This window comes from Parabacteroides sp. TM07-1AC, assembly GCF_003480915.1.
In the GTDB taxonomy this organism is placed as follows: Bacteria; Bacteroidota; Bacteroidia; order Bacteroidales; family Tannerellaceae; genus Parabacteroides; species Parabacteroides chongii.
Genome location: NZ_QUKD01000001.1, coordinates 356,888 through 380,513 on the forward strand (window position 1 = coordinate 356,888; position 23,626 = coordinate 380,513).

The following is a 23,626-nucleotide window of genomic DNA, read 5'->3' on the forward strand; positions in this document are numbered from 1 at the left end:
ATGTATATTAATCTTCAATTGCAGCTTGTGCAGCAGCGATGCGAGCGATAGGCACGCGGAACGGAGAACAAGATACATAGTTCAATCCTACTTTATGGCAGAACTTCACTGAAGAAGGTTCACCGCCATGCTCACCACAAATACCACATTTCAGATCCGGGCGGATTGCACGTCCTTTTTCCGTAGCCATTCGAACCAGCTGGCCTACTCCATTCTGGTCTAATACCTGGAACGGGTCTACTTTCAGAATCTTCTTTTCCAGATAGATCGGTAAGAATGAAGCGATATCGTCACGTGAATAGCCGAATGTCATCTGAGTCAGGTCATTTGTTCCGAATGAGAAGAATTCAGCAGAAGAAGCGATACGATCGGCAGTCAGAGCAGCACGAGGAATTTCGATCATTGTACCTACCTTAAAGTCGATACGGTCTCCTACTTCGGCAAATAACTTTTCTGCAGCATCACGGATTACTTTTTCCTGTTCTTTGAATTCGTATAAGATACCTGTCAGCGGCACCATGATTTCCGGTTTAGCCTCAATGCCTTCTTTCTTCAATTCCAGTGCTGCACCCAAGATAGCACGTGTTTGCATTTCTGTAATTTCGGGATATGTATTACCTAAACGGCAACCACGGTGACCTAGCATCGGGTTATGTTCGCAAAGAGATTCAACACGTTTCTGAATTTCTTTTACAGATACTCCCATAGCTGTTGCCATTTCTTCCTGACCTTTCAGATCGTGAGGAACGAACTCATGCAAAGGAGGATCGAGCAGACGAACGGTAACAGGACATCCTGCCATTGCCTTGAAAATGCCTTTGAAGTCTGCTTGTTGATAAGGCAAAATTTTTGCCAAAGCAGTCTTACGACCTTCCGCATTTTCTGCCAAAATCATTTCCCGCATAGCTTTAATTTTTTCGCCTTCAAAGAACATGTGTTCCGTACGGCACAATCCGATACCGACAGCACCGAAGTTGCGCGCGATAGCAGCATCATGAGGAGTATCCGCATTTGTACGAACCTGCAGTTTGGTATATTTGTCAGCTAAAGCCATCAATTCAGCGAAATCGCCGGACAGTTCAGCTGCCTTTGTTTCTACTTTACCTACATATACTGTACCGGTTGTACCATTGATAGAGATATAATCACCTTCTTTTAAAGTAACATCGTCTACTGTTACAGTTTTATTCTTGTAGTCGATTTCCAGTGCACCTGCTCCTGATACGCAACATTTACCCATACCACGAGCGACTACAGCAGCATGTGAGGTCATACCACCACGGGCTGTCAGGATGCCTTCGGCAACAGCCATACCTGCTAAATCTTCCGGAGACGTTTCGATACGAACCATAACGACTTTCTTTCCGTCTGCATGCCATTTAGCAGCATCATCAGCAAAAAATACGATCTGACCTGTAGCTGCACCCGGAGAAGCAGGTAAACCTTTTACCCAAACCTTTGCCTGTGATTCAGCCACCTTGTCAAATACCGGGTGAAGCAATTCATCCAGTTTATTCGGTTCGATGCGTTTCAAAGCTGTCTTTTCATCGATCATTCCCTGATGCAACAGATCGATAGCGATCTTCACCATAGCAGAACCTGTACGTTTACCGTTACGTGTCTGAAGGAACCAAAGTTTGCCTTCCTGTACGGTAAATTCCATATCCTGCATGTCGCGGTAATGATTTTCCAGTTTTGTCTGCAGTGCATCCAGTTCCTTATAGATTTCCGGCATGGCTTCTTCCATTGAAGGGAATTTAGCAACTCTTTCTTCTTCCGGAATACCGGCACGTTCTGCCCAGCGCTGTGAACCGATCTTCGTGATCTGCTGCGGAGTACGGATACCGGCAACAACGTCTTCACCCTGTGCATTGATCAGGTATTCACCGTTGAATAGGTCTTCACCGTTACCGGCGTCACGAGAGAAACATACACCTGTAGCAGATGTATCACCCATGTTACCGAATACCATCGCCTGAACAGAAACAGCTGTTCCCCATTCTGCCGGAATACCTTCCATCTGACGGTACAGGATAGCACGTTCGTTCATCCAGGAGTTGAATACGGCACAGATTGCACCCCACAATTGTTCGTAGGCACAAGTCGGGAAGTCGCTTCCTGTTTGTTTCTTAACAGCGGCTTTGAACTTTGTCACCAATGTCTTCAGGTCGTCGACAGTCAGTTCGTTGTCCAGCTTCACCCCTTTGGCTTCTTTCACCTCTTCGATGATCGCTTCGAACGGATCGATGTCTTCCTTACTGGTCGGTTTCATACCCAAAACCACATCACCATACATTTGTACAAAACGGCGATAAGAGTCCCATGCAAAACGAGCGTTGCCTGTTTTACGTGTCAACCCTTCTACTACCTCGTCGTTCAATCCCAGGTTCAGGATGGTATCCATCATACCCGGCATAGAAGCACGTGCTCCGGAACGGACAGAAACCAACAGCGGGTTTTCCACATCTCCGAACTTGGAGTTCATTAACGTTTCTATGTTAGCAATAGCTTTTTCAACGTCCGACTTCAGTAATTCTACGACTTTGTCTTTGCCCAGTTCATAATATTCCGAGCAAACTTCTGTTGTAATTGTGAATCCCGGAGGAACCGGAACGCCAATTAAATTCATTTCGGCAAGGTTTGCACCTTTACCACCCAGCAGATTTCTCATATCTGCTTTACCTTCGGCTTTTCCATTACCGAATGTGTAGACTCTTTTTCTTTCCATGTGTCAGACTGTAATTATGTTTATTAGATTTCAGTTTTGCTATCTCTACATTGCAATACTGCAAATATATGCTATTTACGAGTACACCAGATACAGAAAGTTAAAGATTTTTATATGTTTTAGAACTATTCTTTACTATTCGTATCAGCTAAATATGTACATTTGCGTGGCGAAAATTTTAAACACAGATAAAATTGGCAAGAAATAAGAAGCAGTTACCCTTGCTTGAAAAGGTAACAATTACAGACGTAGCCGCTGAAGGTAAGGCGATTGCACGTGTAAATGAGAAAGTGGTGTTTGTTCCTTTTGTCGCTCCCGGCGATGTAGTAGACATCCAACTTACCCGTAAAAAGAATAGTTATGCCGAAGGGAAGGCTGTACACTTCCACGAATACTCTACAGAACGAGCCACTCCGTTTTGCGAACATTTCGGCGTATGCGGTGGTTGCAAATGGCAACATCTCCCCTATGAAGCCCAGTTAAGATACAAACATAAGCAGGTTATAGACAACCTTACCCGCATCGGAAAGATCGAGATGGAAGAGGTTTTGCCTATATTAGGTTCCGAACGTACCACCTTCTACCGGAATAAACTCGAATTCACCTTCTCCAATAAGAAATGGCTGACGGAAGAAGAAGTGAAGTCAGGAGCCACTTTCGATTGTATGAACGCTGTCGGTTTCCATATCCCGGGAATGTTCGACAAGGTACTGGATATACACAAATGCTGGTTGCAGAATGATATTTCCAACCGCATCCGTCTTTGTATCAAAGAGTATTGCTTGTCACACGAAGGCTATCCTTTCTTCGATCTAAGGAATCAGGAAGGGTTTATCCGTACATTGATGATCCGTACCGCTTCAACGGGCGACCTGATGGTGGTAGTCGTATTCTTCCACGAAGATAAGGAACGCCGCGAAGCCTTGCTCTCGCATGTGGCTGAACAATTTCCGGAGATCACCTCTTTATTATATGTAATAAACGAGAAATGCAACGATACGATCACCGACCAGGATGTTCTTGTGTTCCGTGGCAAAGACCATATCATTGAGGAGATGGAAGGGCTGCAATTCAAAGTAGGTCCCAAATCTTTCTACCAAACGAACAGTGAACAGGCTTACAACTTATATAAGGTAGCTCGCGAGTTTGCCGGATTGACCGGAAACGAAATGGTGTACGACCTTTATACGGGAACCGGAACGATCGCCAACTTCGTTTCACGCCAGGCAAAGAAAGTAATCGGTATCGAATATGTGCCCGAAGCTATCGAAGATGCCAAAGTCAATTCTGCCCTGAACAAAATCGACAACACATTATTCTATGCCGGTGACATGAAAGATATCCTTACGGCAGATTTCATAAACCAACATGGCCGTCCGGATGTTATTATTACCGATCCGCCTCGTGCCGGAATGCATGATGATGTAATCAACACCATCCTTTTTGCCGAACCGAAGCGTATCGTATATGTAAGTTGTAATCCGGCAACACAGGCCCGCGATTTAAGCCTGCTTAGCGTGAAGTATAATGTGAAGAAGGTACGTCCCGTCGATATGTTCCCACATACACATCACGTGGAAAATGTTGTCTTACTGGAAAAGAAAGAATAACATATATAATAATGTATAGGAAAATCGTCTCCCTTTTGTGCTTAACTTTGCTTTTGAGTAGCTGTTCCGGCAATAAGCAAGAGCAAAAGGAAGACGATTTTGTCTATACCGACCTGCCCCAGCTGAAAGCGGAGGGCGAGATCACGGCCGTGACACTTTACAGCTCCACTTCCTACTTCCAGTATAAAATGGAACCGATGGGTTATGAATACGATCTGATCAAAGACTTCGCCCGCTCCGAAGGGTTGAAGCTGAACATCAAAGTCGCTGAAAACGCAACCCGTTTGATCGAGATGCTGGAAGCCGGTGAAGCAGACGTTGTTGCCTACCCTATCCAGATGAGTAATAACCTGAAAGAGAACTATCTTTACTGCGGGCGCGAAGAGTTGACCAGCCAGGTGTTGGTTCAGCGTGCCAACAAAGGAGATACGATCCTTAAAGATGTGACTCAACTGATCGGGAAAGAAGTGTATGTAAAGCCGGATACCAAATACTACGAACGGCTTAAAAACCTGGATAAAGAACTGGGCGGCGGTATCCATATAAAAGACATCAAGAAAGATACGGTAACGACCGAAGACCTGATCGCCATGGTTTCGCAGGGAGAAATACCTTACACCATCAGCGATGATAATATCGCCCGTCTGAACAAGACTTATTTCTGGAACATCAACGTATCACTGAAAGTCAGCTTCATGCAGCGTTCTTCCTGGCTGGTTCGTAAGACGAGTCCGAAACTGGCAGAAGCGATCAACGCCTGGGCATCCGACAAATCAGGAAACCATGTCTACCGGGCATTGGTGAAACGTTATTTCGAGCTAGGCAAACAACCGCTTACCGCCGACCTGCCTCCGGTAAAGAACGGGCATATTTCTCCTTATGACGAGCTGTTCAGAAAGCATTCCAAAAACATCGGCTGGGATTGGCAGCTTATCGCATCTATCTCCTATCAGGAGTCTCATTTCAACCCATCGGTCGTTTCATGGGCTGGAGCGGAAGGATTGATGGGGATCATGCCTAATACAGCCAAGGCACTCGGCGTCACTCCGCACGAACTGAAAGATCCGGATGTCGGCATCCGTACCGGCGTGGACTGTCTGCGCAAATTCCGTCAGGGCTTTTCTGAAATAACCGATCCACAGGAGAAGATCAAGTTTACTCTGGCCTCTTACAATGCCGGTATCGGACATATCTACGATGCCCAGCGGCTGGCGGAGAAATACGGGAAAGATCCGAAAGTCTGGGATAACAACGTAGCCGAATATGTCCGCCTGAAAAGCGATCCCGAATATTACAACGACCCTGTCTGCAAGCATGGATATTTGCGTGGTTCGGAAACGTATAATTATGTGCGTGAAGTGATGCAACGTTTCGAATACTACAAGACAAAGACCAAACGTAGTTGATCAGGACAGATTGGCAGCGATCATCTCCCGGATGGCAAGTATGACTTTCGGATGGCTTAACGGGATATCTTCAAAGACGCTATGCAAATCCTCCGAACTTATTTCAAATAACAATTCCTCTTTCCTGTAAGAAAAACAGACATTAATCCCCGGATTCCCGCTTATCAGCATAGCAACCGTTCCGGGCAGATCACCCATTGGCGGACAGTCGATATTAGAAGTAATGAAGCAAGCCGTTACCGCCGTTCCTTTTCCCGGCTCCGATGTGATGCTGACATGACCGCCGGTTTGTTCTGCATTCTGAATAAGGAAAGGGATTCCCAGTCCCACTTTCCGGGTTGTCCGGGTCGTATAGAACGGATTGGTTATCCGGGAGACCGTTTCTGCATCCATACCACAACCGTTATCCGTAATACGGATAGTCGTATGGTCTTCATGAATCGTTATTTCCAACGAAATACGGGTGGCGCCTGCACGAACACTGTTCGAGGCAATATCGGTGATATGGAATGTAAGCGTATTCATACAGACGGAAGTATCAAATGTTCCTGACTTCCGGCATACGCCATCTTTATATTCTCAAATAAAGGAGCCGACGCCTGTATCATACAAGGCTTACTTCCTATTTGTTCCGGGTAATGGGCATCAGAAGCCGGATAAGAGGTATAGTCCGACAAATACTTTTGTTTGTCCACAAGCCTTGCAAACCGGGACGCATCCGTATATTCAATCGCATCCAAAGGCAATGCCGGGTCAATGAAACCAAGCTGGCTGATCAGGCTGAAAGACGGACGTTCCACATGAGCAGCAATAAACAGACCGCCCAGTTCCTTTACAAATGCCGCTACCTGGTTCACATTGCGGTCGAGCGCAGAGAGCAACAAATACGGAACCTCCCCTATTATTTCGTCCAGCCGGTTCACCCACACCTGGTCACCGAACCGTTCAGGGTCGTTCGGGACAGGCGGCAAATACATCTCCAGATATTGCTGAAAAGCAACACGCGCCTCTTCCGTTCCCAAAAGAACCACACAATGCGCCTCCTCACGGGTACAAACCTCGGCCCCGGCAAAAACCGTCAATCCGGCTTCGGCCCCCAGTTTTTGTATCTCAGGACATTGCAGGGTACTGTTATGATCCGTTACGGCAATAATATCCAGTCCCCGGGCAAGTGCTGTTTCGACAATGACCGTGGGGCTCATTTCCAGGCTTCCGCAAGGGGAAAGACAAGTATGAATATGCAGATCAGCCCGGTAAAGATTCATCCGTTCTGCAGGAGTTGATATATTTTACCACTGACGACGAAAGCGGAAAGCGGCGTCCCCAGTAAAGGAACCCCTTCTTCTATCCCTTTCTGCAACGTTTCTTCATCCGGTGAAGCACCGTTCACGATCAAAACAGCCGCCGCATCTTTCAAGGTTGAAACGGCAACGATGTTCTGATGGGTTTGCATGGTGATCCAAAGCATTCCTTCTTCCATATGCCCCATTACATCACTCAACAGATCGCTGGTATAACCGCCTTTAACGACGGCATCCAGGTTCTCTTCACCGCAGAAAACGGTGAGTTCCAATTCTTTTACAAGATCACTGACCTTCATATTTGGCTCCTTTCTTATAACAGTCTTTATTTAAACGATCCTTCCCCCATATTTTTTCTACCAGGCGGAAAGCATGCTCCTGGTCCAGTTTGCCATGTTTCTCCATATTGCGCTGCATAAAAATACAGTCACTGAACTGGGCTTCGTGGCGGACAATATCTTCCGCCAGGCTTTGGCAGTTCGGATTTCCACATGCACCGCAATCGATTCCCGGAAGATAACACATCAACCGTCTCACCTGCTCCATCTTTTCCAATACCTCTTCGATGCTGCCGTCGTAAAGCAACTTCGGGTTCGGCTTAAGCGGACGGATCGTGATATGTTGTTTCAGGTAAGCTAATGCCCCCAGCCGTTCAGAAGCATAAATAAGCGGGGCCTTATCCCGTTTCATCGAACGTTTCATGATCCGCTCGGCAGTCAGGAAACGGTTGGCTACAGCCAATACGCCTCCGGCACAACTGCGGTCACAGGCACGCAGTTCGAGAAAATCCACATTCCGGACCTCCGTCGTCGTCTCCATCCGTTCCAGAAAGTCGATCACGTTGTGTATTTCGTCGATAGCCAGGCAACGGCCGGAGAAATGCTTTGCCTCCCCTCCCGTTTGGCTCCATCTCATTTCTTTCTTGGTCAGGGCGGGCGGAAGGACACATTCGGGCTTGTAGCCTTTCGGACGGTTTTGCAGGATATGATATACCTTATTATATAGGGTATCCATATTGATCACACCGTTAATGGTGGATGAATAGCCATCCGCACTTTTCAATGCGGCAATCTTGGCGGCACAAGGCGTCACGTAAAAGAGTCCGATCTGTCCGGGCTGATAACCTTCTTCCGTCAACACTTGATGATAATAGGTGGCAGTCGCATTGACCGGACTTTTCACCAAAAGAATATTATCGACCAACGCCGGGAAACGAATCTGTATCAACCGTACGATTGCCGGACAGAAAGAGCTGATTACCGGCTTCTCCTCCGCCTGTTCCATCTGCCGGAGCATCTCCCGGTGGATCATATCGGCAGTGAATTCGACCTGGTACACATGGGTGAACCCCAACTCATACAGGGCACTGAATATCTCCTCTTCTGTCGTATATTTGGAAAACTGGCCGATAAATACGGTCGGAACAAGCGCCACCCGGCATTCATAGTCGAATATCTTCTGGAAGTCGTCCTGCTCCACATAGATGGCTTCTGTCGGACAGGCTTTCAGGCATTCCCCGCAATCGACACACCAGTCTTTGCGTATCACGGCTTTACCGTCACGGATACGGACTGCACGGGTCGGGCATTTGGTCATACAATGCGTGCAACCGATGCAACGTTCCTGATTTATTTTAAGTGCATGATAAAACTTCGTCTCTTCCATGGTGTTTTACTCCTTCTTCCCGAACCAGGTGACCATGCGTACGGTTGTGCCTACGCCGACCTCGCTCTCTATATTAAGTTCGTCTACATTCTTTTTCATATTGGGCAATCCCATTCCCGCACCGAACCCCATTTCCCGCACAGCAGGCGAAGCGGTCGAGAACCCTTCCTGCATGGCCTGCGGAATATCGGGGATGCCGGGACCTTCATCCTTCAACAGCAAAGAGATCTTATCGGCATCGAGTTCCGCCAGTACTTTTCCCCGCCAGGCATGGGCAACCACATTTACCTCGGCTTCATACAGGGCGACAACCACCCTCTTGATGATGCGGGGATCGATGGACAGCTGTTTCAGTATCTTCTTGACCTGGCTGGACGCATATCCGGCTTTCGAGAAATTTCCTCCTTCTAATTCAAACCTCAGTTGCATACTTTCTCCTTTCTTTAATAGACCGGTACGAGGCCGCTGCAATACAGTTCGCCCACCGTATGATACATGGAATGTTCCGTTTCGAGTAAGATCATGTTATTCTCGGATGCCAGTTGCAGCATCTCCGGAGTAATCCTTTTTCCACGGACGAAAAGAATACAGTCGACATCTGCCATTTCCGCCGTACGGATTGTTTGCAGGTTACAAAGTCCGGTGATAAGAATAACTTCATTACAGTCCAGTGTCAGCACGTCGCTCATCAGGTCGCTGGCAAAAGCACATTGTACATCATGGTCTAGCTTGTCGTTTCCGCACGCCACGACCGCATCGGTAAGTTCTTGTATTTGCTGAATCTTCATAATCGCATGCAAGGTTTAATTCGTGATGGCAATGTAAGAAATATTTTTTAATAGATGTCCGTTAGTCTATATTAATTACTATCTTTGGTAGCAATAAATAAAATTCTAATCTTATGTTTAGTAAAGAAACCTATATCGCCCGCCGGGCTAAACTAAAACAGACGATAGGCTCAGGTCTGTTACTTTTCCTTGGAAATGATGAGTCAGGAATGAACTATGCAGACAACACGTATCACTTCCGCCAGGATTCCACTTTCTTGTATTTCTTCGGACTGCCGTATGCCGGACTGTCCGCCATCATTGATATAGACAACGACAAAGAGATCATCTTCGGTGACGAACTGACCATCGACGCAATCGTATGGATGGGCACGCAACCGACTTTGAAAGAAAAGAGCGAAGCTGCCGGTATCACGGAAGTACATCCGTTCAAGGAAATTGAAACCTATCTGAAAGCGGCTGAGCAGAAAAGCCAGCGTATCCATTACCTGCCGACGTATCGTGCAGAACATCAGATCAAGCTATTCCAGTGGTTAGGCATCGTACCGGGAACCGAACAACCTTCCGTTCCTTTCATCTTCGGTGTCGTTAACCAGCGTAATTATAAAACGGCAGAAGAAATCGTCGAGATCGAAAAGGCTTGTGTGGTCACTGCCGACATGCACCTGACTGCCATGCGTACGGTCCGTCCGGGAATCCGCGAAAGCGAAGTGGCTGCTGCCGTGGCAGAAGTGGCTTATGCCAACGACTATCAGCTCTCCTTCCCTATTATCGCGACAATCAACGGACAGACATTGCATAACCATGATCACAGCAATATGATCAAGAGCGGCGATATGTTGTTGCTCGATGCCGGTGCCGAAACGGAGATGGGCTATGCAGGTGATATGTCGTCTACTATTCCGGCCGATTCCAAATTCACCACCCGTCAGAAAGATATTTACGATATCCAGGTAGCTGCCCATGAAGCTGCTGTTGCCGCCCTTCGTCCGGGTATTCCTTTCGTCGATGTATATGAGCTGTCTTGTAAGGTCATTATGGAAGGTTTGAAAGATCTTGGTTTCGTAAAAGGCGATCCGATGGATGCTGTAAAGGCTGGTGCGCATGCCATGTTCATGCCTTGTGGCCTGGGACATATGATGGGACTGGATGTACATGATATGGAAAACCTGGGTGAGGTATATGTAGGTTATGACGGACAGCCGAAGAGCACTGAGTTCGGCCGTAAGTCTCTCCGCCTGGGACGTAAACTGGAACCGGGATTTGTTCTTACGATCGAACCGGGGGTTTACTTCATTCCTGAACTGATGGATTTATGGAGAGGCCAGAATAAGTTCACCGAATTTATCAATTATGAAAAGCTGGTAACTTATAAAGACTTCAGCGGTATCCGTAACGAAGAGGATTATCTGATCACGGAAGACGGAGCACGTTTATTAGGAAAGAAGATTCCTTTGCATACGGAAGAGGTAGAAGCACTGCGATAGTATGGTTATAATCCTCCCTGATTAAAAAAGTGTTTCACCCAATGGAACAACTGTTTCACCGTAATGAAACAAGTGTTTCTATTAGGTGAAACACTTTCTAAGATGAGACAGAATAAAATAAAACCCCGTGAAGAACTAAGCACTTCACGGGGTTTCTTGTTTTAATATCTATAACCTGTCAGATTAATAAGTAAACATATCTGCATTAGGTAACTCTTTTCCGTCAGCTGTCAGAACTTTCATTTGGAGCATTCCGCCGTTATGATCGAAATATTTCACTTCAATCGGATGAAGACCTTTTGCCAATGCCTTTTGTCCGACAACTTCACGAGGTGAATGAGGACCGTCATTATCGACAACCAATTCCCCGTCGACTTTCAATGTACTGCCGTCATCAGACATCAGGTTGAAGGTGTAAATACCATCTTCCGGAGCATTGAAATAACCTGTTACGACCAGGCCGATATTGCCTTTTACTTCTGCCGGAATAGTCACTTCGGATATCTCATAAGTACCGTTTACCGGAGCCTTTTCTATCTCGTCGCATGCACTGCCTCTGAACTCATGCCATACAGCCTGCAAACCTTTCTTTGAAGGGGTTGCTTCTGCTGCCGGTGCATATTCGCTCTTGATAAACCGTGTCTTTACGATGTCGCCTTTCTTACCGTTCGGGCGGAATGTACGGAAAGTAAAGTCGGTTGTTTCCGTCACTTTGACCGGTTCTTTATATTGAGGAGATTCCAAAGTCGGAGTACTTCCGTCGGTTGTATAATGGATCTCCGCACTTGGATCGAGGCAAGTCACTGTCAATGTACCTTCACCGACAAATGCATTGGTATTATTGAATCCTTCCAGGTCCGGAATACGATAATTCACGTCCATGATGTTCAGGCGCGGGAACTGCTTAACCATCCGTTCTTTAAAACCATCCCAGCTTTTTACGGAAGGATCGCTCCAGGCCAGTTCCGCCATAGCCATCATACGAGGCATGATCATATACTGTGCCCGTTCGAAAGAAGGAATATATTCGCACCATAGATTTGCCTGAATACCCAGGATCAATGCCTTCTGCGCATCGCTTAACGATTCGAGCATCGGATTGTAGTTATAGACACCCGGCAAAGAGTTTTTATCCTGCTGGTAATCGAAATAGAAGTTTGCATTCGGGGAAAGAATAGCATGGTTTCCCTGTGCCGTTGCTTCCGGAACAGCGTTCGGAGACCAGGTACGCCACCACATGATCGTTGCCGTCGGAGACAATCCGCCTTCCAGGATCTCATCCCAGCCGATCATTTCTTTTCCGTTATCGTTGAAGAATTTCTCCATATTATGAACGAACCATGCCTGCAACTCCTCTTCTGTCTTCAGCCCGTTGTCCTTCATCCGTTTCTGGCAATCCGGACATTTCTTCCAGTTTGCTTTCTCCACTTCATCCGCTCCCAAATGAACATATTTATAAGGGAAAAGCGGAATGATTTCGCTGTATACATTCTTACAAAATTCAAGAGCTGAATCTTTTCCGGGACAAACCGGAGAAGAGAACAGAGTTCCCCATCCTGTCTGGCTGAAACAGGAAACTCCCGAATAGTTGCTTACAGCAGCCAGCATATGCCCCGGCATATCTACTTCCGGAACTACGTCGATACCTCTTACACCTGCATACGCTACAATTTCCTTAATATCATCTTGCGTGTAGTAACCACCGTACAGAGTATCGCCTTGTACAATCTGCAATTTTTCAGCCGGTAATTCATAATCCGGATTATCCTGTGTTTTCGCCAATCTCATACATTCCCGGTCGTGCTTGTTAAAAGTACGCCAGGCACCCTTCTCGGTCAGCAGCGGATATTTCTTGATTTCAATACGCCATCCTTGGTCGTCGGTCAGATGCCAATGGAATTTGTTCAACTTATAAAGAGCCATCATATCCAACAGTTCCTTTACCTCTTCTTTGGTATAGAAATGACGCGACACATCCAGCATCAACCCTCTCCAGCCGAAACGGGGTGCATCGGTGATCTGAACAGCCGGGGCACTCCAGGTAATATCATTCACTACTTCCGGTGATTCGATCTCTGCCGGCAAAAGCTGACGAAGCGATTCGATACCGGAAATAACTCCGCCATACGTATTTCCTTTGATCTGAACTTTGCCGGAAGAAACATCCAGCGTATAAGCGCCTTCATTCTGGCCGGCAATATCACTTACTGCCAAAGATATATCACCGTCTCCCTCGCGTACATTATATATATAGCCGGTTGCACGTGATAAAAGGCCGGAAAGATAATTCGCAGCCGGTAATAACTGCTTATCGGCGACACCGATAGTCATGCCATTCTTCAGAACGAACTGCCCATTCGCATTCTCAATCTCTTTCGGAACGGGAATCAAGGAAACATCATGTGCCGCAGGCGTTGTGGGCGAACATGAACTCAGCAATAAGGCTCCGGTCAGGGAGCAAGCTGCAAGAAGTTGTTTGTACATTTTTAATGTGTTTATTTGTTTGGTAATAAATTAGGAAACAAATGTAACAAAAAAGAGCTGTTCCTCGTTGGGCGGAACAGCTCTTTTTTAATAAATAATCTACAGATTAAATTCTATTCAAAATTTCAGTCAGTTTGTCCGGAGTAACATTTTCGGCGATGATAACTCCTTTGTCGTCGATCAGATAGTTCTTCAAACCTTTCTTCAGGTTAAACTTTCCATACAACTCTGACTTTTTACCAAGTTCTTCATGAAATTGCTTTGTATTGCTTAATCTGTCTGCTTTTACCGTCTCGGTAAAGATTGATTCTTTCTCGTCGAAAGATACAGAATACATAGCCACTTTGTCCGAACTCAACTTGTTAATCTCATTCCATAATTGAACGTTACGGGCCCGCGATTCAGCATCGTAAGCTGCCCAGAAATTCAGCAATGTGTAACGTCCTGAATGATTTTGGAAACTGAAATTACTTTCATTTCCTAAAGACTCTATTCTCGGAGCCAGATCACCTGGGTTAGTACCCACGGTAGGTCTTGCTTCTTTTGTACCGAACGACATTGTCACCAATGCAACCGCTACAATGAGAACATAAGCTCTTACCTTCATAATTTAATATTTACGTTAAACTTAATCGGAACACACCCTTCAACATCCTACTCGCCGGTCTGCGTTCGGCTTTTATCTGCATATCTTTATGTCCGACTCCTGATTTTCAGGAAATAAACAAGTGCTTTTCCTTCGCTAAGGAGCCACTTTCTTGTTTTTAACGCTGGCAAAGATACGGGTAAATTACCTATCCCTCCAAAGGATATAACATAAATCGACTAAAATGCAAGATTTTTTATATGTTTTATTGCATGAAAATCCACTAAAACGGTTGTTCTATAACATAAATTTAGTTTTGGCAATAGGCTAAAATTGGGCTAACAATCATAAAAACGGACGCAGATGACACAGACTTTACGTTCGTCTGCGTGATCTGCGTCCGGTAAATCGTTTCTTTTGACCTTTTTCTCTTGTTATTCTTTATCATAAGGGGAAGGCATCGGCATCCCTTCCTTGATATATTCATCATAAACGACCGTCGGATGGTCCTGCAACGACGTTCTGTTGTATTCTTCCTTGAAATTATCACGACGGAAATTTTTCAATTTGAGGTTTTCAGAACTATAAGTTCGCAACGTTTCCTTTCTCTTACCGGTCAATGAACTCTCAATAACAATAGAATCCAATATATTCAGCTTGGGAGTCAATGTAGGAAGCAATGTCTGTTCCTATAATCCCCGGTATGCTCCAATATATTCACACCAACAAGAATCACCCCGTTTAAAAATACGGTAGGTATAATTAGACCATGCCGTACGGACGTGAATCTCATGTTCCCAGATCTCTACACAAGCTTCTGAATCATAATTAGGATCTTTGATCGTAATTCTTTCAAGGCTGTGTGTTTTTTCCACTACTTTCGTTTGCCATTTGTCTGAATGCCGTACTTCGGCAATAATCTCAGGCAGCTTTTCCTTAATTTCAAACTGAATCTTCATCTCATTTGCCTGCCAGTCAGGACTTATTAAGGTTGCCAGGTTCTAAATTAAATATAACGTCTCTGTAAAAATAACAATTTCATTTGAATTTTTGTTTATCCGGATGCCTGAATTTGCATATAACTTGTTTACCTTTGCCTTATAAAACAAAAAACATGGGACAAAAAGACGAAATTATACTATTAAATATAAATGGAGCCGACCGTCCGGGTGTCACTGCCGCCCTTACAGAGATCTTAGCTAAAAATAATGCAGCTATCCTCGATATCGGTCAAGCCGACATTCACAATAACTTATCATTGGGTATTCTGTTCCAAAGTTGCGAAGGAAATTCGGGAGATATCCTGAAAGAATTACTTTTCAAAAGCTATGAATTGGATGTAAATGTCCGCTTTAACCCGATCACGGAACAAGATTACAGAAAGTGGGTCGATATGCAGGGTAAGAACCGGTATATCATTACTATTTTGGGACGAAAGCTGACAGCCAGGCAAATTGCAGGAGTAACCCGTATTGTCGCTGACCAGGGAATGAACATCGACGACATCAAGCGTCTGACCGGTCGTATCCCCCTGGATGAAGATGCCCGTACTCCTAAAGCCAGTGTTGAATTCTCCGTCCGTGGCACGCCTTGTGACAAAGAATTGATGAAAGCGGAGTTCATGAAACTTTCAGCCGAACAGGTGATGGATATTTCTTTTCAGGAAGACAGTATGTACCGCCGTATGCGTCGCCTTATTTGTTTCGATATGGACTCGACGCTTATTGAAACAGAGGTAATCGACGAACTGGCAGTACGTGCCGGTGTCGGTGACCAGGTAAAGGCTATCACAGAATCGGCTATGCGCGGAGAGATTGATTTCAGCGAAAGTTTCCGCCAGCGTTGTTCATTGTTGAAAGGACTGGATGTGTCTGTGATGCAGGAGATTGCAGAAAACCTGCCTATAACGGAAGGGGTCGACCGCCTGATGCGCATCCTCAAAAAGGTAGGATTCAAGATCGCTATTCTTTCCGGTGGGTTCACTTATTTCGGTAACTACCTGAAGCAAAAGTACAATATAGACTATGTATATGCCAACGAGCTTGAAGTCGAGAACGGTAAGTTGACAGGCCGTTATGTAGGAGATATTGTCGATGGCAAACGAAAAGCCGAATTACTCCGGTTGATCGCCCAGGTTGAAAACGTAGATATCCGCCAGACCGTAGCTGTCGGCGATGGTGCGAACGACTTGCCTATGATCAGCATAGCCGGACTGGGCATTGCTTTCCATGCCAAACCGAAAGTAAAAGAAAACGCCAAACAGTCGATCTCCACGATCGGACTGGATGGTATTTTATATTTCCTGGGATACAAAGATTCCTATTTGGACGAACAAATGTAATTAATTAAAGCGTTTATGGTAAGACACATTGTAATGTTTAAACTGACGGAGTTTGCATCTCCAGCCGACAAACAGGCAAAAATGCAGGAAATCAAAACGGGACTGGAAGCTTTGATCGATAAGATCGATGTATTGCGTATGATCCGTGTCGATTTCAATATCAATCCGGAAGAAACATGGGATATTATCCTGACAACAGAACTCGATTCGCTCGAAGATGTAAAAACATATGCTAATCATCCTGAACACGTAGCTGTGTCGAAAGGTATTATCGGCCCGGTAAAAGCCGACAGGGCATGTGTTGACTACGAATTCTAATAATAAATACTTCCTTTATGAAGGAATTTGACATTGAAGAACGTGTAAGACTTGCCGTTCAGAATTTTGAATCGGGGTATAACTGTGCACAGTCTGTATTCCTGGCTTATTCAGATGTATTCGAACTGAATCTGGATATGGCAAAGAAAATGTCCGTATCGTTCGGTGGCGGTGTAGGCCGGATGCGGGAAGTGTGCGGAACCGTCAGTGCTATGGCTATGCTCGCAGGATTCAAATATCCGGTACTGGATCAGAGTGACCAGGAAGCCCGGACAAAGAATTATGGAATGGTGCAGAAAATGTCTGAATTGTTTAAGGCAGAGCATGAAACAATCATCTGTCGTAGTCTTTTGCCTGCTGCGGAAGCCAGCCAGACCACTCCTGCCCCTTCTGCAAGAACAGCCGAATATTATGCCAAGCGTCCTTGCAGTAAATATGTGGAAACGGCTGCTCGTATAGCTGGCCGGATGCTGAAAAACGAATTGGATTGATGGCTTAGGCCATCAATCTTATTTGAGAAACATACCCTAATGTCCTTATTTCGCTGAATAAATTCATGTAAGAGGACTGAGCCTTGACATTCACTTTATAGGTGATAATCGCTTTATTCTGCTCAAAAATCGATTCGAATGAAACACTGACAATATAAATATTCTTTGACTCCAATATCTTGCGGACAGCTTTCAAATCAGGGGTTGCTGTCGTACAGATAATGGTCAGGATCTTATTCACTCCGTTCAGGAACATTCTTTTTTCAAGCTTTTCAAGACTGATCAGGATAACCAGGGTAAGCCCTGTTCCTATCAATGCAGGTATGTACATCCCCGCTCCCACAGCCAGGCCGATCACGGCTACCACCCAGATACAGGCGGCGGTTGTCAATCCGTGAATACTTCCGTGACTTTGCATGATCGCTCCCGCACCAAGGAAACCGATACCGGTAAGTACCTGTGCCGCAATACGTCCAGGGTCTCCATTCAGAAAGTTCGGATAACATTGCGGTATCCAAATAGAAATAAGCATGGCTGCAGCCGATCCCATGCAGATCAGTGTAAATGTGCGCATTCCGGCTTCACGACGGCGGAATTGGCGTTCTATACCGATAATAGCACCCAAAAAGAAACTGACAAGCAGTTTGACTGCTGCCGTAGAGGGTGTTATAGTTGTATTTTCCAATATTTCATTGAGGTGTTCAAGCATATATTTTCTTGTTTTAGTTATTGGCAAATATAACCAATTATTTGAATATCTCTATATATTGCAGATAGCTTCCATGCAAAGAAAAAAAGGTTCTATATCTCAATTTTTTAAGGTAAATTTGCCGTCTCAAATGTAAAGTATGAAACAGACATTGAAAGAAAACGGAGGTCTGCCTGCTTCGATCCTCTGGACATTATCTATCGTGGCCGGCATATCGGTAGCCAATCTTTATTATAATCAACCGCTCTTAAATATGATACGGCGTGATCTCGACGTTTCCGAATTTACAACCAATCTGATCGCGATGGTTACCCAGATCGGTTATGCGCTGGGATTGTTGTTTGTCGTACCGCTGGGAGATATGTACAAACGTAAAAAGATCATTATTACCAATTTTTCTCTTTTGGTACTCTCCCTGTTAAGCATCGCCGTCGCTCCCAATATTCATATAATTTTGGTCGCTTCACTGGTCACGGGTGTTTGTTCCGTCATACCGCAAATATTCATTCCTATCGCCGCTCTCTATTCCAAACCGGAAAATAAAGGGCGCAATGTCGGGCTGGTCGTTTCGGGTTTGTTATCCGGAATACTGGTATCACGGGTGATCAGCGGACTGGTTGGAGAACTGTTCGGCTGGCGTGAAATGTACTATATTGCAGCCGGACTGATGGTCGTTTGCGGTATTGTCGTGATCACCGTATTGCCGGATATACGTCCTACATTCAAAGGAAAATATGTCGGACTGATGAAATCGCTGCTTTCTCTTGTGAAAGAGTTTCCGGCATTACGCATTTACGCGATTCGGTCAGGGCTGGCTTTCGGTTCTTTCCTCGCTATGTGGTCATGTCTGGCATTCAAGATGGGGCAAGCGCCTTTCTTTGCCAATAGCGATGTGGTTGGTATGCTGGGACTTTGCGGAGTTGCAGGGGCCATGTCGGCATCACTTGTCGGGAAGTATGTCAAAAAAGTAGGTGTCAGATGCTTTAACTTTTGGGGATGTGGACTTATTTTGTTTGCCTGGTTGTTACTCTATTACGGAGGGAGTTTTTATATTTCCATCATAGCAGGTATAATTATTATCGATATTGGCATGCAATGCATCCAGCTCAGCAACCAATCGAGTATTTTCGAATTATGTCCGGCAGCTTCGAATCGGGTAAATACCATATTCATGACCACTTATTTCGTAGGCGGATCACTGGGAACCTTTCTTTCCGGAACTGCCTGGCAATTGTTTGGCTGGGCTGGTACAGCCTGTGTGGGTATCTTGCTCTGCTGTGCTTCCCTGTCTGTTACTCTGCTGTCAAAAAGGAAAATATAAAGTATCCGGTCCATATTTAGAATAAAAAAGGGAGAAGCTAATGTTAAGCCTCTCCCTTTTTGCCAAAGAACGGATCCGTTCTTGTTATTTTTTAGATATCTCAATAACCCGGCTGGCAAGTTGTCTGCCCGAAAATACCGGGATTCCGACTTTCATCAGATATTCACCGGAGTATGTCTTTCCATTGCATTTCAATATCGATTTGGTACCCGGTAGTAAATTGATTTCCTTTATCTCGTACTGAGCATCCGGATTCAACCCTCGCAAACGTACCGGCTGCAGGTTTTCCGCATATCGGGGATGGATATCGAAAGCAAAAAGAACCGCTTTGTCTACCGCCTCATTTACATACATTACGGCTGAATGATTTCCCTCATAAGGAGACACCAGACGGTACAGATCTCCTTCTAAGATCTCTTTATTCAATCGGTTGAAGTTCTTCACTGCCCCCTTGCAATATTCCTGCTCTGCCGGAGTCATATCATGGATACGGATGTCAAAGCCCAACTTACCCATCATGGCTACATCTGTACGGAATTTCACACTGGCGCCTTTGTTCCAGCTTGTTACATGTGCCGCCATTGTCTTTGATGGGAAGAAATGGGAATATCCCCACTGGATGAAAATACGTTCGATAGGATCCGTGTTGTCACTCGGCCAAAACTCGGTGAAGTATTTCAATCCTTCGTAATCCGTACGTCCGCCGCCACCCGAACAAAGCATCATCGGAAGCTTCGGATATTTCGCCTTTACCCGTTCCAATACATTATACAATCCTCTCACATGTTCGATATACAAGTGGGATTGCTGGTCCTTCAAATAAGGTGAATAAATGTTGGTAATCGGACTGTTGCAATCCCATTTAAAATAAGCGATACCCGGATACTTCGTCATCAGGTTATCCACGATTCCGAATACATAATCCTGAACTTTCGGATTGCTGAGATCCAATACCAATTGATTTCTGAAATAATATTCCTCCCTGTTCGGTAGATGGATTACCCAGTCTTTATGTTTTTCATACAGTTCGCTCTTCGGATTCACCATTTCCGGTTCGATCCACAGGCCGAATTTTATACCTTTGTCAGTAGCTTCTTTCACCAGTTTGCCAATGCCGTTGGGCAGCTTGTCTGCTGTTTCATCCCAGTCTCCCAGACCCTGGCGATCACTGCTACGCGGATATTTATTGGCAAACCATCCGTCATCCAGCAGGAACATATCGACTCCGAGTGATTTCGCTTCGTCCATAATATCGACCAGTTTGTCTTCATTGAAGTCGAAATAAGTAGCTTCCCAGTTATTCAACAAGGTCAGACGCGGCTTATCACCGTCTTTTACCTGGTATTTACGAGCCCATTTATGAAAATCGCGACTGGCTTTCCCTTTTCCTTCCGCACTGAAAGTAAAGATGAATTCAGGAGTCCGGAACACCTCTTTAGGCTTTAGGGAATATTCTGATGCATAGTTATTTATGCCTGAAAGGATACGCAGATTATTCAGGTTGTCGACTTCGAAGGTAAACCGGAAGTTTCCTGTCCAGCCGATTGTTCCAAAAAGGACTTCACCTTCATTCTCTTCTGCTTTCTCGTCCAATGCCAGCAAAAAGAAAGGGGAATTGAACATGTTTGCACGGCTTCCCAACTTTGTATCCAGTACCTTCTTGCCGAATGAAAGCTGCTGCTCGGTCATATTGACTTCGTGTGCCCAGTCACCTGCAAATTCTGTCAGAAAATACTTGTCACCGTTCAGATGCAGCATGGAAGAAGCATAATTATAGAGTGTAACCGGCTTTTTCTCCTGATGGGATATTTCGGTATAGGTCTTGATTATGTTCTCTTTGGCATACGCTATAAAATAAAGGTCTACTATGACGGGATACACATCATCTTTCAGCTTGATGACAGTTTCTGTAACTCCCGGTTGCAGCTCCCTGCTGTCGGAAGAAACATACTTCAGAAGCAGCGAAGGATTACCGTCATTATGCAAAACACGGATAGCCGGTTCGAAATAATCTTCCATTCCATGCGTAATATAGGTTTCCTTACCCATCGGTAACTGATCGATATCGCTGTCGAAACGAAGCTTTTGCCCCAGATACGACTGGTATAAACGACCGTTATCACCGACCTTAAAAATCAGGCTGGTATTTTCCGTTGTTATAGGGATAACGTTTTCATCACTGGCTCTCAGCGATATAGACAGAATCACCAAACAGATTAAAAGAAATAATTTGTTTCTCATTTTATTATTTTTACTTGGTTCAAAATATATAACTCTTACATACTCAAAAATTGAAAACAACTATCATACTATCATTTTTACGCATAAACATCTATAAATATGGTCTTTACAGTATGATAGTTGTCCTTTTCAACTATCATTTTACTATCACTGAACTATCACTGTCTATCTTGAAACAGGTTGCCGACAAATACAACTATCATGGTCTTCCGAATCTAATCAACGAAATCATATGGCTAATCTTCCGCTGATGCTTGTGCTTTCCATAAAACCCTACTATATCTTTTGACAAAGGTCAGTAGTAAAACTGATCGACACCCGGATCTCAAAAGCTTGACACCCGGGTGTTGACCTTAGTGACATCCGGATCTATCTATCGATGACATCCGGGTGTTACAAATAATAAGTAACTTCCTGTCGCAAAAAAGGTAAGGAGGTTCTTCTGTTTATATAGTAACCTTATACTTCCAAAGCTCCGATAAGCTCTTTCGCAGACTTAAATCCATGTCTGTCCAAATACTCATTCATGCCGTCGATCACTTTCACCGATACGGTCGGATCAATAAAATTATAAGTTCCGATCTGTATGGCAGTAGCTCCCGCCAGCATGAATTCGACGGCATCTTTCCAATTGGAAATGCCGCCCAAACCGATGATAGGAATCTTGACAGCCTTATAAGTTTGCCATACCATACGGAGAGCAACCGGCTTTACACAAGGACCGGAAAGGCCACCTGTTATTGTAGATAATATAGGTTTGCGCTTCTCTGCATCGATAGCCATTCCGAGCATGGTATTGATCAGCGAAACAGAGTCGGCTCCTTCGGCTTCGACAGCTTTTGCAATCTCTGTAATGTCGGTTACATTAGGAGAAAGTTTTACAATAAGGGTCTTCGGATAAACTTTACGGACAGCCTTCACAACTTCAGCCGCACCACAGGTTGTCACCCCAAAAGCCATACCGCCTTGCTTCACATTCGGACAGGAAATATTCAGTTCGATGGCCGGAATTTTATCCAGCTCTGCGATTTTTTCTGCACATTCCACGTATGTTTCGACAGACGATCCGCTCACATTTACAATCATATTGGTATCGATATCCTTAATGGCAGGATAGATATTATCGACGAAATATTGGGCACCTTTGTTTTGCAGACCTACGGCATTCAGCATTCCGGAAGGAGTTTCCGCCATGCGGGGATACAGGTTACCTTCGCGTGGCTGGATAGTTGTTCCTTTCACAAAAATACCGCCCAGTCTTGAAATATCCATAAAGTCTGAATATTCCACTCCGTATCCAAATGTACCCGAAGCAGTCATTACCGGGTTCTTCAACTGCAAATTACCTATGTTTACATTTAACTCAGCCATGTCAATTTCTCTATATTAAATACGGGACCTTCAGTACAAACACATACATGACCTTCTTTCGTATTCTCTACACAGCACAGGCAAGCACCTATACCACAGGCCATTGTATTTTCAAGTGAGACTTCACATGTGATCGATTCAGCAGCTGCATATCTGGCTACCGCCATCATCATCGGCTTCGGTCCACATGTGTAAATCCGGTCAAAATGAACGTTTTTCAATACGGAATGGTTGGTTACATAACCTTTTTCCCCGAGAGAACCATCTTCGGTAGTTATGTGAACAGTTCCGATCTTTGTAAACTCATCCAACTGTAGTACATCATCCTTTGAACGTGCTCCTAACAGAAAGACAGGTTCAAAACCGGCGTTCTTCAGGACAGAACCCAGACACAACATCGGGGCTGTACCGACACCACCACCGATAAGCAGCAATTTCTGATTTTTATCTTCATCGGCAGGAATTGTAAAACTGTTACCCAGTGGCAACATGATATTTACAATATCTCCGGGGCGATATTCTCCCATACGGCGTGTTCCATCGCCAATCAACTGGATAAGCAACCATAATTCATTGGTTGTCCGATCTACAAAATTGATTGAAATGGGCCGACGAAGAAATGTTGTAGGAGAGTTATCCACCAGTACCTGAACGAACTGGCCGGGAAGCATTTCCGGCAAAGTATCGTCGCTGGTTAATTTTAGCAGGCAATAATTTTTATGAAGGCGGTTGTTTTCAGTAACCTTCATATCTAACATGTACTTCTTCATATAATATGA

General features: G+C 44.9%; 20 protein-coding genes and 1 pseudogene. 7 read left to right on the forward strand and 14 right to left on the reverse strand.

Annotation, left to right across the window (positions count from 1 at the left end):
* Window positions 1-7: 7 nt before the first annotated feature.
* Complete coding sequence (ppdK, locus tag DXD68_RS01480) at window positions 8-2,728, reverse strand: pyruvate, phosphate dikinase (RefSeq protein WP_122359990.1); 2,721 nt, start codon at window positions 2,726-2,728, stop codon at window positions 8-10.
* 194 nt (window positions 2,729-2,922) lie between these two features.
* Here ppdK and rlmD point away from each other — a divergent pair, with 194 nt between their 5' ends.
* Both rlmD and DXD68_RS01490 read left to right on the forward strand, forming a co-directional pair.
* Window positions 2,923-4,338: a 23S rRNA (uracil(1939)-C(5))-methyltransferase RlmD gene (rlmD, locus tag DXD68_RS01485; protein ID WP_122359991.1), complete on the forward strand. Its 1,416-nt coding sequence runs from the start codon at window positions 2,923-2,925 to the stop codon at window positions 4,336-4,338.
* Between the two features lie 11 nt (window positions 4,339-4,349).
* Window positions 4,350-5,744 (forward strand): transglycosylase SLT domain-containing protein, encoded by a 1,395-nt coding sequence (locus DXD68_RS01490; protein WP_122359992.1) that lies wholly within the window; start codon window positions 4,350-4,352, stop codon window positions 5,742-5,744.
* On the opposite strand, the gene DXD68_RS01495 is transcribed toward DXD68_RS01490, so the two are convergent.
* The 6 genes from DXD68_RS01495 to DXD68_RS01520 are packed head-to-tail and all read right to left on the reverse strand — an operon-like array spanning window position 5,745 to window position 9,498.
* Entirely contained in the window at window positions 5,745-6,269 is a 525-nt protein-coding gene (locus DXD68_RS01495) for a sensor histidine kinase (protein WP_122359993.1), read from the reverse strand.
* Entirely contained in the window at window positions 6,266-7,009 is a 744-nt protein-coding gene (locus DXD68_RS01500) for a PHP domain-containing protein (protein ID WP_122359994.1), read from the reverse strand. The genes DXD68_RS01495 and DXD68_RS01500 overlap by 4 nt, the downstream gene beginning before the upstream one ends.
* Window positions 7,006-7,344, reverse strand: coding sequence for a DRTGG domain-containing protein (locus DXD68_RS01505; RefSeq protein WP_122352793.1), 339 nt, complete (start codon window positions 7,342-7,344; stop codon window positions 7,006-7,008). The genes DXD68_RS01500 and DXD68_RS01505 overlap by 4 nt, the downstream gene beginning before the upstream one ends.
* The gene (locus DXD68_RS01510; protein ID WP_122359995.1) at window positions 7,331-8,710 is read right to left on the reverse strand and encodes a [Fe-Fe] hydrogenase large subunit C-terminal domain-containing protein; all 1,380 of its coding nucleotides are present in this window, start codon (window positions 8,708-8,710) and stop codon (window positions 7,331-7,333) included. Before DXD68_RS01510 ends, DXD68_RS01505 begins: the two co-directional genes overlap by 14 nt.
* 6 nt (window positions 8,711-8,716) lie before the next feature.
* Complete coding sequence (locus tag DXD68_RS01515) at window positions 8,717-9,139, reverse strand: ATP-binding protein (protein ID WP_122352791.1); 423 nt, start codon at window positions 9,137-9,139, stop codon at window positions 8,717-8,719.
* 14 nt (window positions 9,140-9,153) lie between these two features.
* Window positions 9,154-9,498, reverse strand: a complete 345-nt coding sequence (locus DXD68_RS01520; RefSeq protein WP_122352869.1) for a hypothetical protein — start codon at window positions 9,496-9,498, stop codon at window positions 9,154-9,156.
* A gap of 113 nt (window positions 9,499-9,611) precedes the next feature.
* On the opposite strand from DXD68_RS01520, the gene DXD68_RS01525 reads away from it, so the two are divergent.
* Window positions 9,612-10,985 (forward strand): aminopeptidase P family protein, encoded by a 1,374-nt coding sequence (locus DXD68_RS01525; RefSeq protein ID WP_122359996.1) that lies wholly within the window; start codon window positions 9,612-9,614, stop codon window positions 10,983-10,985.
* Window positions 10,986-11,168: 183 nt separating this feature from the next.
* Here the strand turns inward: DXD68_RS01525 and DXD68_RS01530 are convergent, their stop codons facing one another.
* From DXD68_RS01530 to DXD68_RS01540, 3 genes and pseudogenes are all read right to left on the reverse strand, one after another.
* Complete coding sequence (locus DXD68_RS01530) at window positions 11,169-13,469, reverse strand: family 20 glycosylhydrolase (RefSeq protein ID WP_122359997.1); 2,301 nt, start codon at window positions 13,467-13,469, stop codon at window positions 11,169-11,171.
* A 106-nt stretch (window positions 13,470-13,575) separates the two neighbouring features.
* Window positions 13,576-14,076 (reverse strand): thioredoxin-like domain-containing protein, encoded by a 501-nt coding sequence (locus DXD68_RS01535; RefSeq protein WP_122359998.1) that lies wholly within the window; start codon window positions 14,074-14,076, stop codon window positions 13,576-13,578.
* Between the two features lie 413 nt (window positions 14,077-14,489).
* Window positions 14,490-15,014 (reverse strand): annotated as a pseudogene (locus DXD68_RS01540) (hypothetical protein).
* 155 nt (window positions 15,015-15,169) lie between these two features.
* On the opposite strand from DXD68_RS01540, the gene serB reads away from it, so the two are divergent.
* From serB to DXD68_RS01555, 3 genes are read left to right on the forward strand one after another with little or no spacing between them, the layout of a single operon-like run.
* Window positions 15,170-16,396, forward strand: coding sequence for a phosphoserine phosphatase SerB (serB, locus tag DXD68_RS01545; RefSeq protein ID WP_122359999.1), 1,227 nt, complete (start codon window positions 15,170-15,172; stop codon window positions 16,394-16,396).
* A gap of 15 nt (window positions 16,397-16,411) precedes the next feature.
* Window positions 16,412-16,714 carry a Dabb family protein gene (locus tag DXD68_RS01550; RefSeq protein ID WP_122360000.1) on the forward strand — a complete coding sequence of 101 codons (303 nt, stop codon included), beginning with the start codon at window positions 16,412-16,414 and terminating at the stop codon, window positions 16,712-16,714.
* A gap of 17 nt (window positions 16,715-16,731) precedes the next feature.
* On the forward strand, window positions 16,732-17,205 hold the full coding sequence (locus DXD68_RS01555) for a C-GCAxxG-C-C family protein (protein WP_122360001.1): 474 nt from the start codon (window positions 16,732-16,734) through the stop codon (window positions 17,203-17,205).
* Between the two features lie 4 nt (window positions 17,206-17,209).
* Here the strand turns inward: DXD68_RS01555 and DXD68_RS01560 are convergent, their stop codons facing one another.
* Complete coding sequence (locus DXD68_RS01560; RefSeq protein ID WP_122360002.1) at window positions 17,210-17,914, reverse strand: MgtC/SapB family protein; 705 nt, start codon at window positions 17,912-17,914, stop codon at window positions 17,210-17,212.
* A 139-nt stretch (window positions 17,915-18,053) separates the two neighbouring features.
* Between DXD68_RS01560 and DXD68_RS01565 the strand changes: the two genes are divergently transcribed.
* Window positions 18,054-19,235: an MFS transporter gene (locus DXD68_RS01565; RefSeq protein WP_122360003.1), complete on the forward strand. Its 1,182-nt coding sequence runs from the start codon at window positions 18,054-18,056 to the stop codon at window positions 19,233-19,235.
* Between the two features lie 84 nt (window positions 19,236-19,319).
* Here DXD68_RS01565 and DXD68_RS01570 read toward each other — a convergent pair whose 3' ends face one another.
* From DXD68_RS01570 to DXD68_RS01580, 3 genes are all read right to left on the reverse strand, one after another.
* Window positions 19,320-21,476 (reverse strand): alpha-galactosidase, encoded by a 2,157-nt coding sequence (locus tag DXD68_RS01570; RefSeq protein WP_122360004.1) that lies wholly within the window; start codon window positions 21,474-21,476, stop codon window positions 19,320-19,322.
* Window positions 21,477-21,935: 459 nt separating this feature from the next.
* Window positions 21,936-22,847, reverse strand: a complete 912-nt coding sequence (locus DXD68_RS01575; RefSeq protein ID WP_122360005.1) for a dihydroorotate dehydrogenase — start codon at window positions 22,845-22,847, stop codon at window positions 21,936-21,938.
* The gene (locus DXD68_RS01580; protein WP_122360006.1) at window positions 22,835-23,617 is read right to left on the reverse strand and encodes a dihydroorotate dehydrogenase electron transfer subunit; all 783 of its coding nucleotides are present in this window, start codon (window positions 23,615-23,617) and stop codon (window positions 22,835-22,837) included. Before DXD68_RS01580 ends, DXD68_RS01575 begins: the two co-directional genes overlap by 13 nt.
* Window positions 23,618-23,626 lie beyond the last annotated feature (9 nt).

Coding starts and splice junctions, on each gene's coding strand:
- DXD68_RS01530 (WP_122359997.1), bottom strand. CDS start 13,469: ATGTACAAACAACTTCTTGCAGCTTGCTCCCTGACCGGAGCCTTATTG.
- DXD68_RS01555 (WP_122360001.1), top strand. CDS start 16,732: ATGAAGGAATTTGACATTGAAGAACGTGTAAGACTTGCCGTTCAGAAT.
- DXD68_RS01505 (WP_122352793.1), bottom strand. CDS start 7,344: ATGAAGGTCAGTGATCTTGTAAAAGAATTGGAACTCACCGTTTTCTGC.
- DXD68_RS01495 (WP_122359993.1), bottom strand. CDS start 6,269: ATGAATACGCTTACATTCCATATCACCGATATTGCCTCGAACAGTGTT.
- DXD68_RS01575 (WP_122360005.1), bottom strand. CDS start 22,847: ATGGCTGAGTTAAATGTAAACATAGGTAATTTGCAGTTGAAGAACCCG.
- DXD68_RS01515 (WP_122352791.1), bottom strand. CDS start 9,139: ATGCAACTGAGGTTTGAATTAGAAGGAGGAAATTTCTCGAAAGCCGGA.
- DXD68_RS01560 (WP_122360002.1), bottom strand. CDS start 17,914: ATGCTTGAACACCTCAATGAAATATTGGAAAATACAACTATAACACCC.
- DXD68_RS01500 (WP_122359994.1), bottom strand. CDS start 7,009: ATGAATCTTTACCGGGCTGATCTGCATATTCATACTTGTCTTTCCCCT.
- DXD68_RS01550 (WP_122360000.1), top strand. CDS start 16,412: ATGGTAAGACACATTGTAATGTTTAAACTGACGGAGTTTGCATCTCCA.
- DXD68_RS01570 (WP_122360004.1), bottom strand. CDS start 21,476: ATGAGAAACAAATTATTTCTTTTAATCTGTTTGGTGATTCTGTCTATA.
- serB (WP_122359999.1), top strand. CDS start 15,170: ATGGGACAAAAAGACGAAATTATACTATTAAATATAAATGGAGCCGAC.
- DXD68_RS01580 (WP_122360006.1), bottom strand. CDS start 23,617: ATGAAGAAGTACATGTTAGATATGAAGGTTACTGAAAACAACCGCCTT.
- ppdK (WP_122359990.1), bottom strand. CDS start 2,728: ATGGAAAGAAAAAGAGTCTACACATTCGGTAATGGAAAAGCCGAAGGT.
- DXD68_RS01535 (WP_122359998.1), bottom strand. CDS start 14,076: ATGAAGGTAAGAGCTTATGTTCTCATTGTAGCGGTTGCATTGGTGACA.
- DXD68_RS01525 (WP_122359996.1), top strand. CDS start 9,612: ATGTTTAGTAAAGAAACCTATATCGCCCGCCGGGCTAAACTAAAACAG.
- DXD68_RS01565 (WP_122360003.1), top strand. CDS start 18,054: ATGAAACAGACATTGAAAGAAAACGGAGGTCTGCCTGCTTCGATCCTC.
- DXD68_RS01520 (WP_122352869.1), bottom strand. CDS start 9,498: ATGAAGATTCAGCAAATACAAGAACTTACCGATGCGGTCGTGGCGTGC.
- DXD68_RS01510 (WP_122359995.1), bottom strand. CDS start 8,710: ATGGAAGAGACGAAGTTTTATCATGCACTTAAAATAAATCAGGAACGT.
- DXD68_RS01490 (WP_122359992.1), top strand. CDS start 4,350: ATGTATAGGAAAATCGTCTCCCTTTTGTGCTTAACTTTGCTTTTGAGT.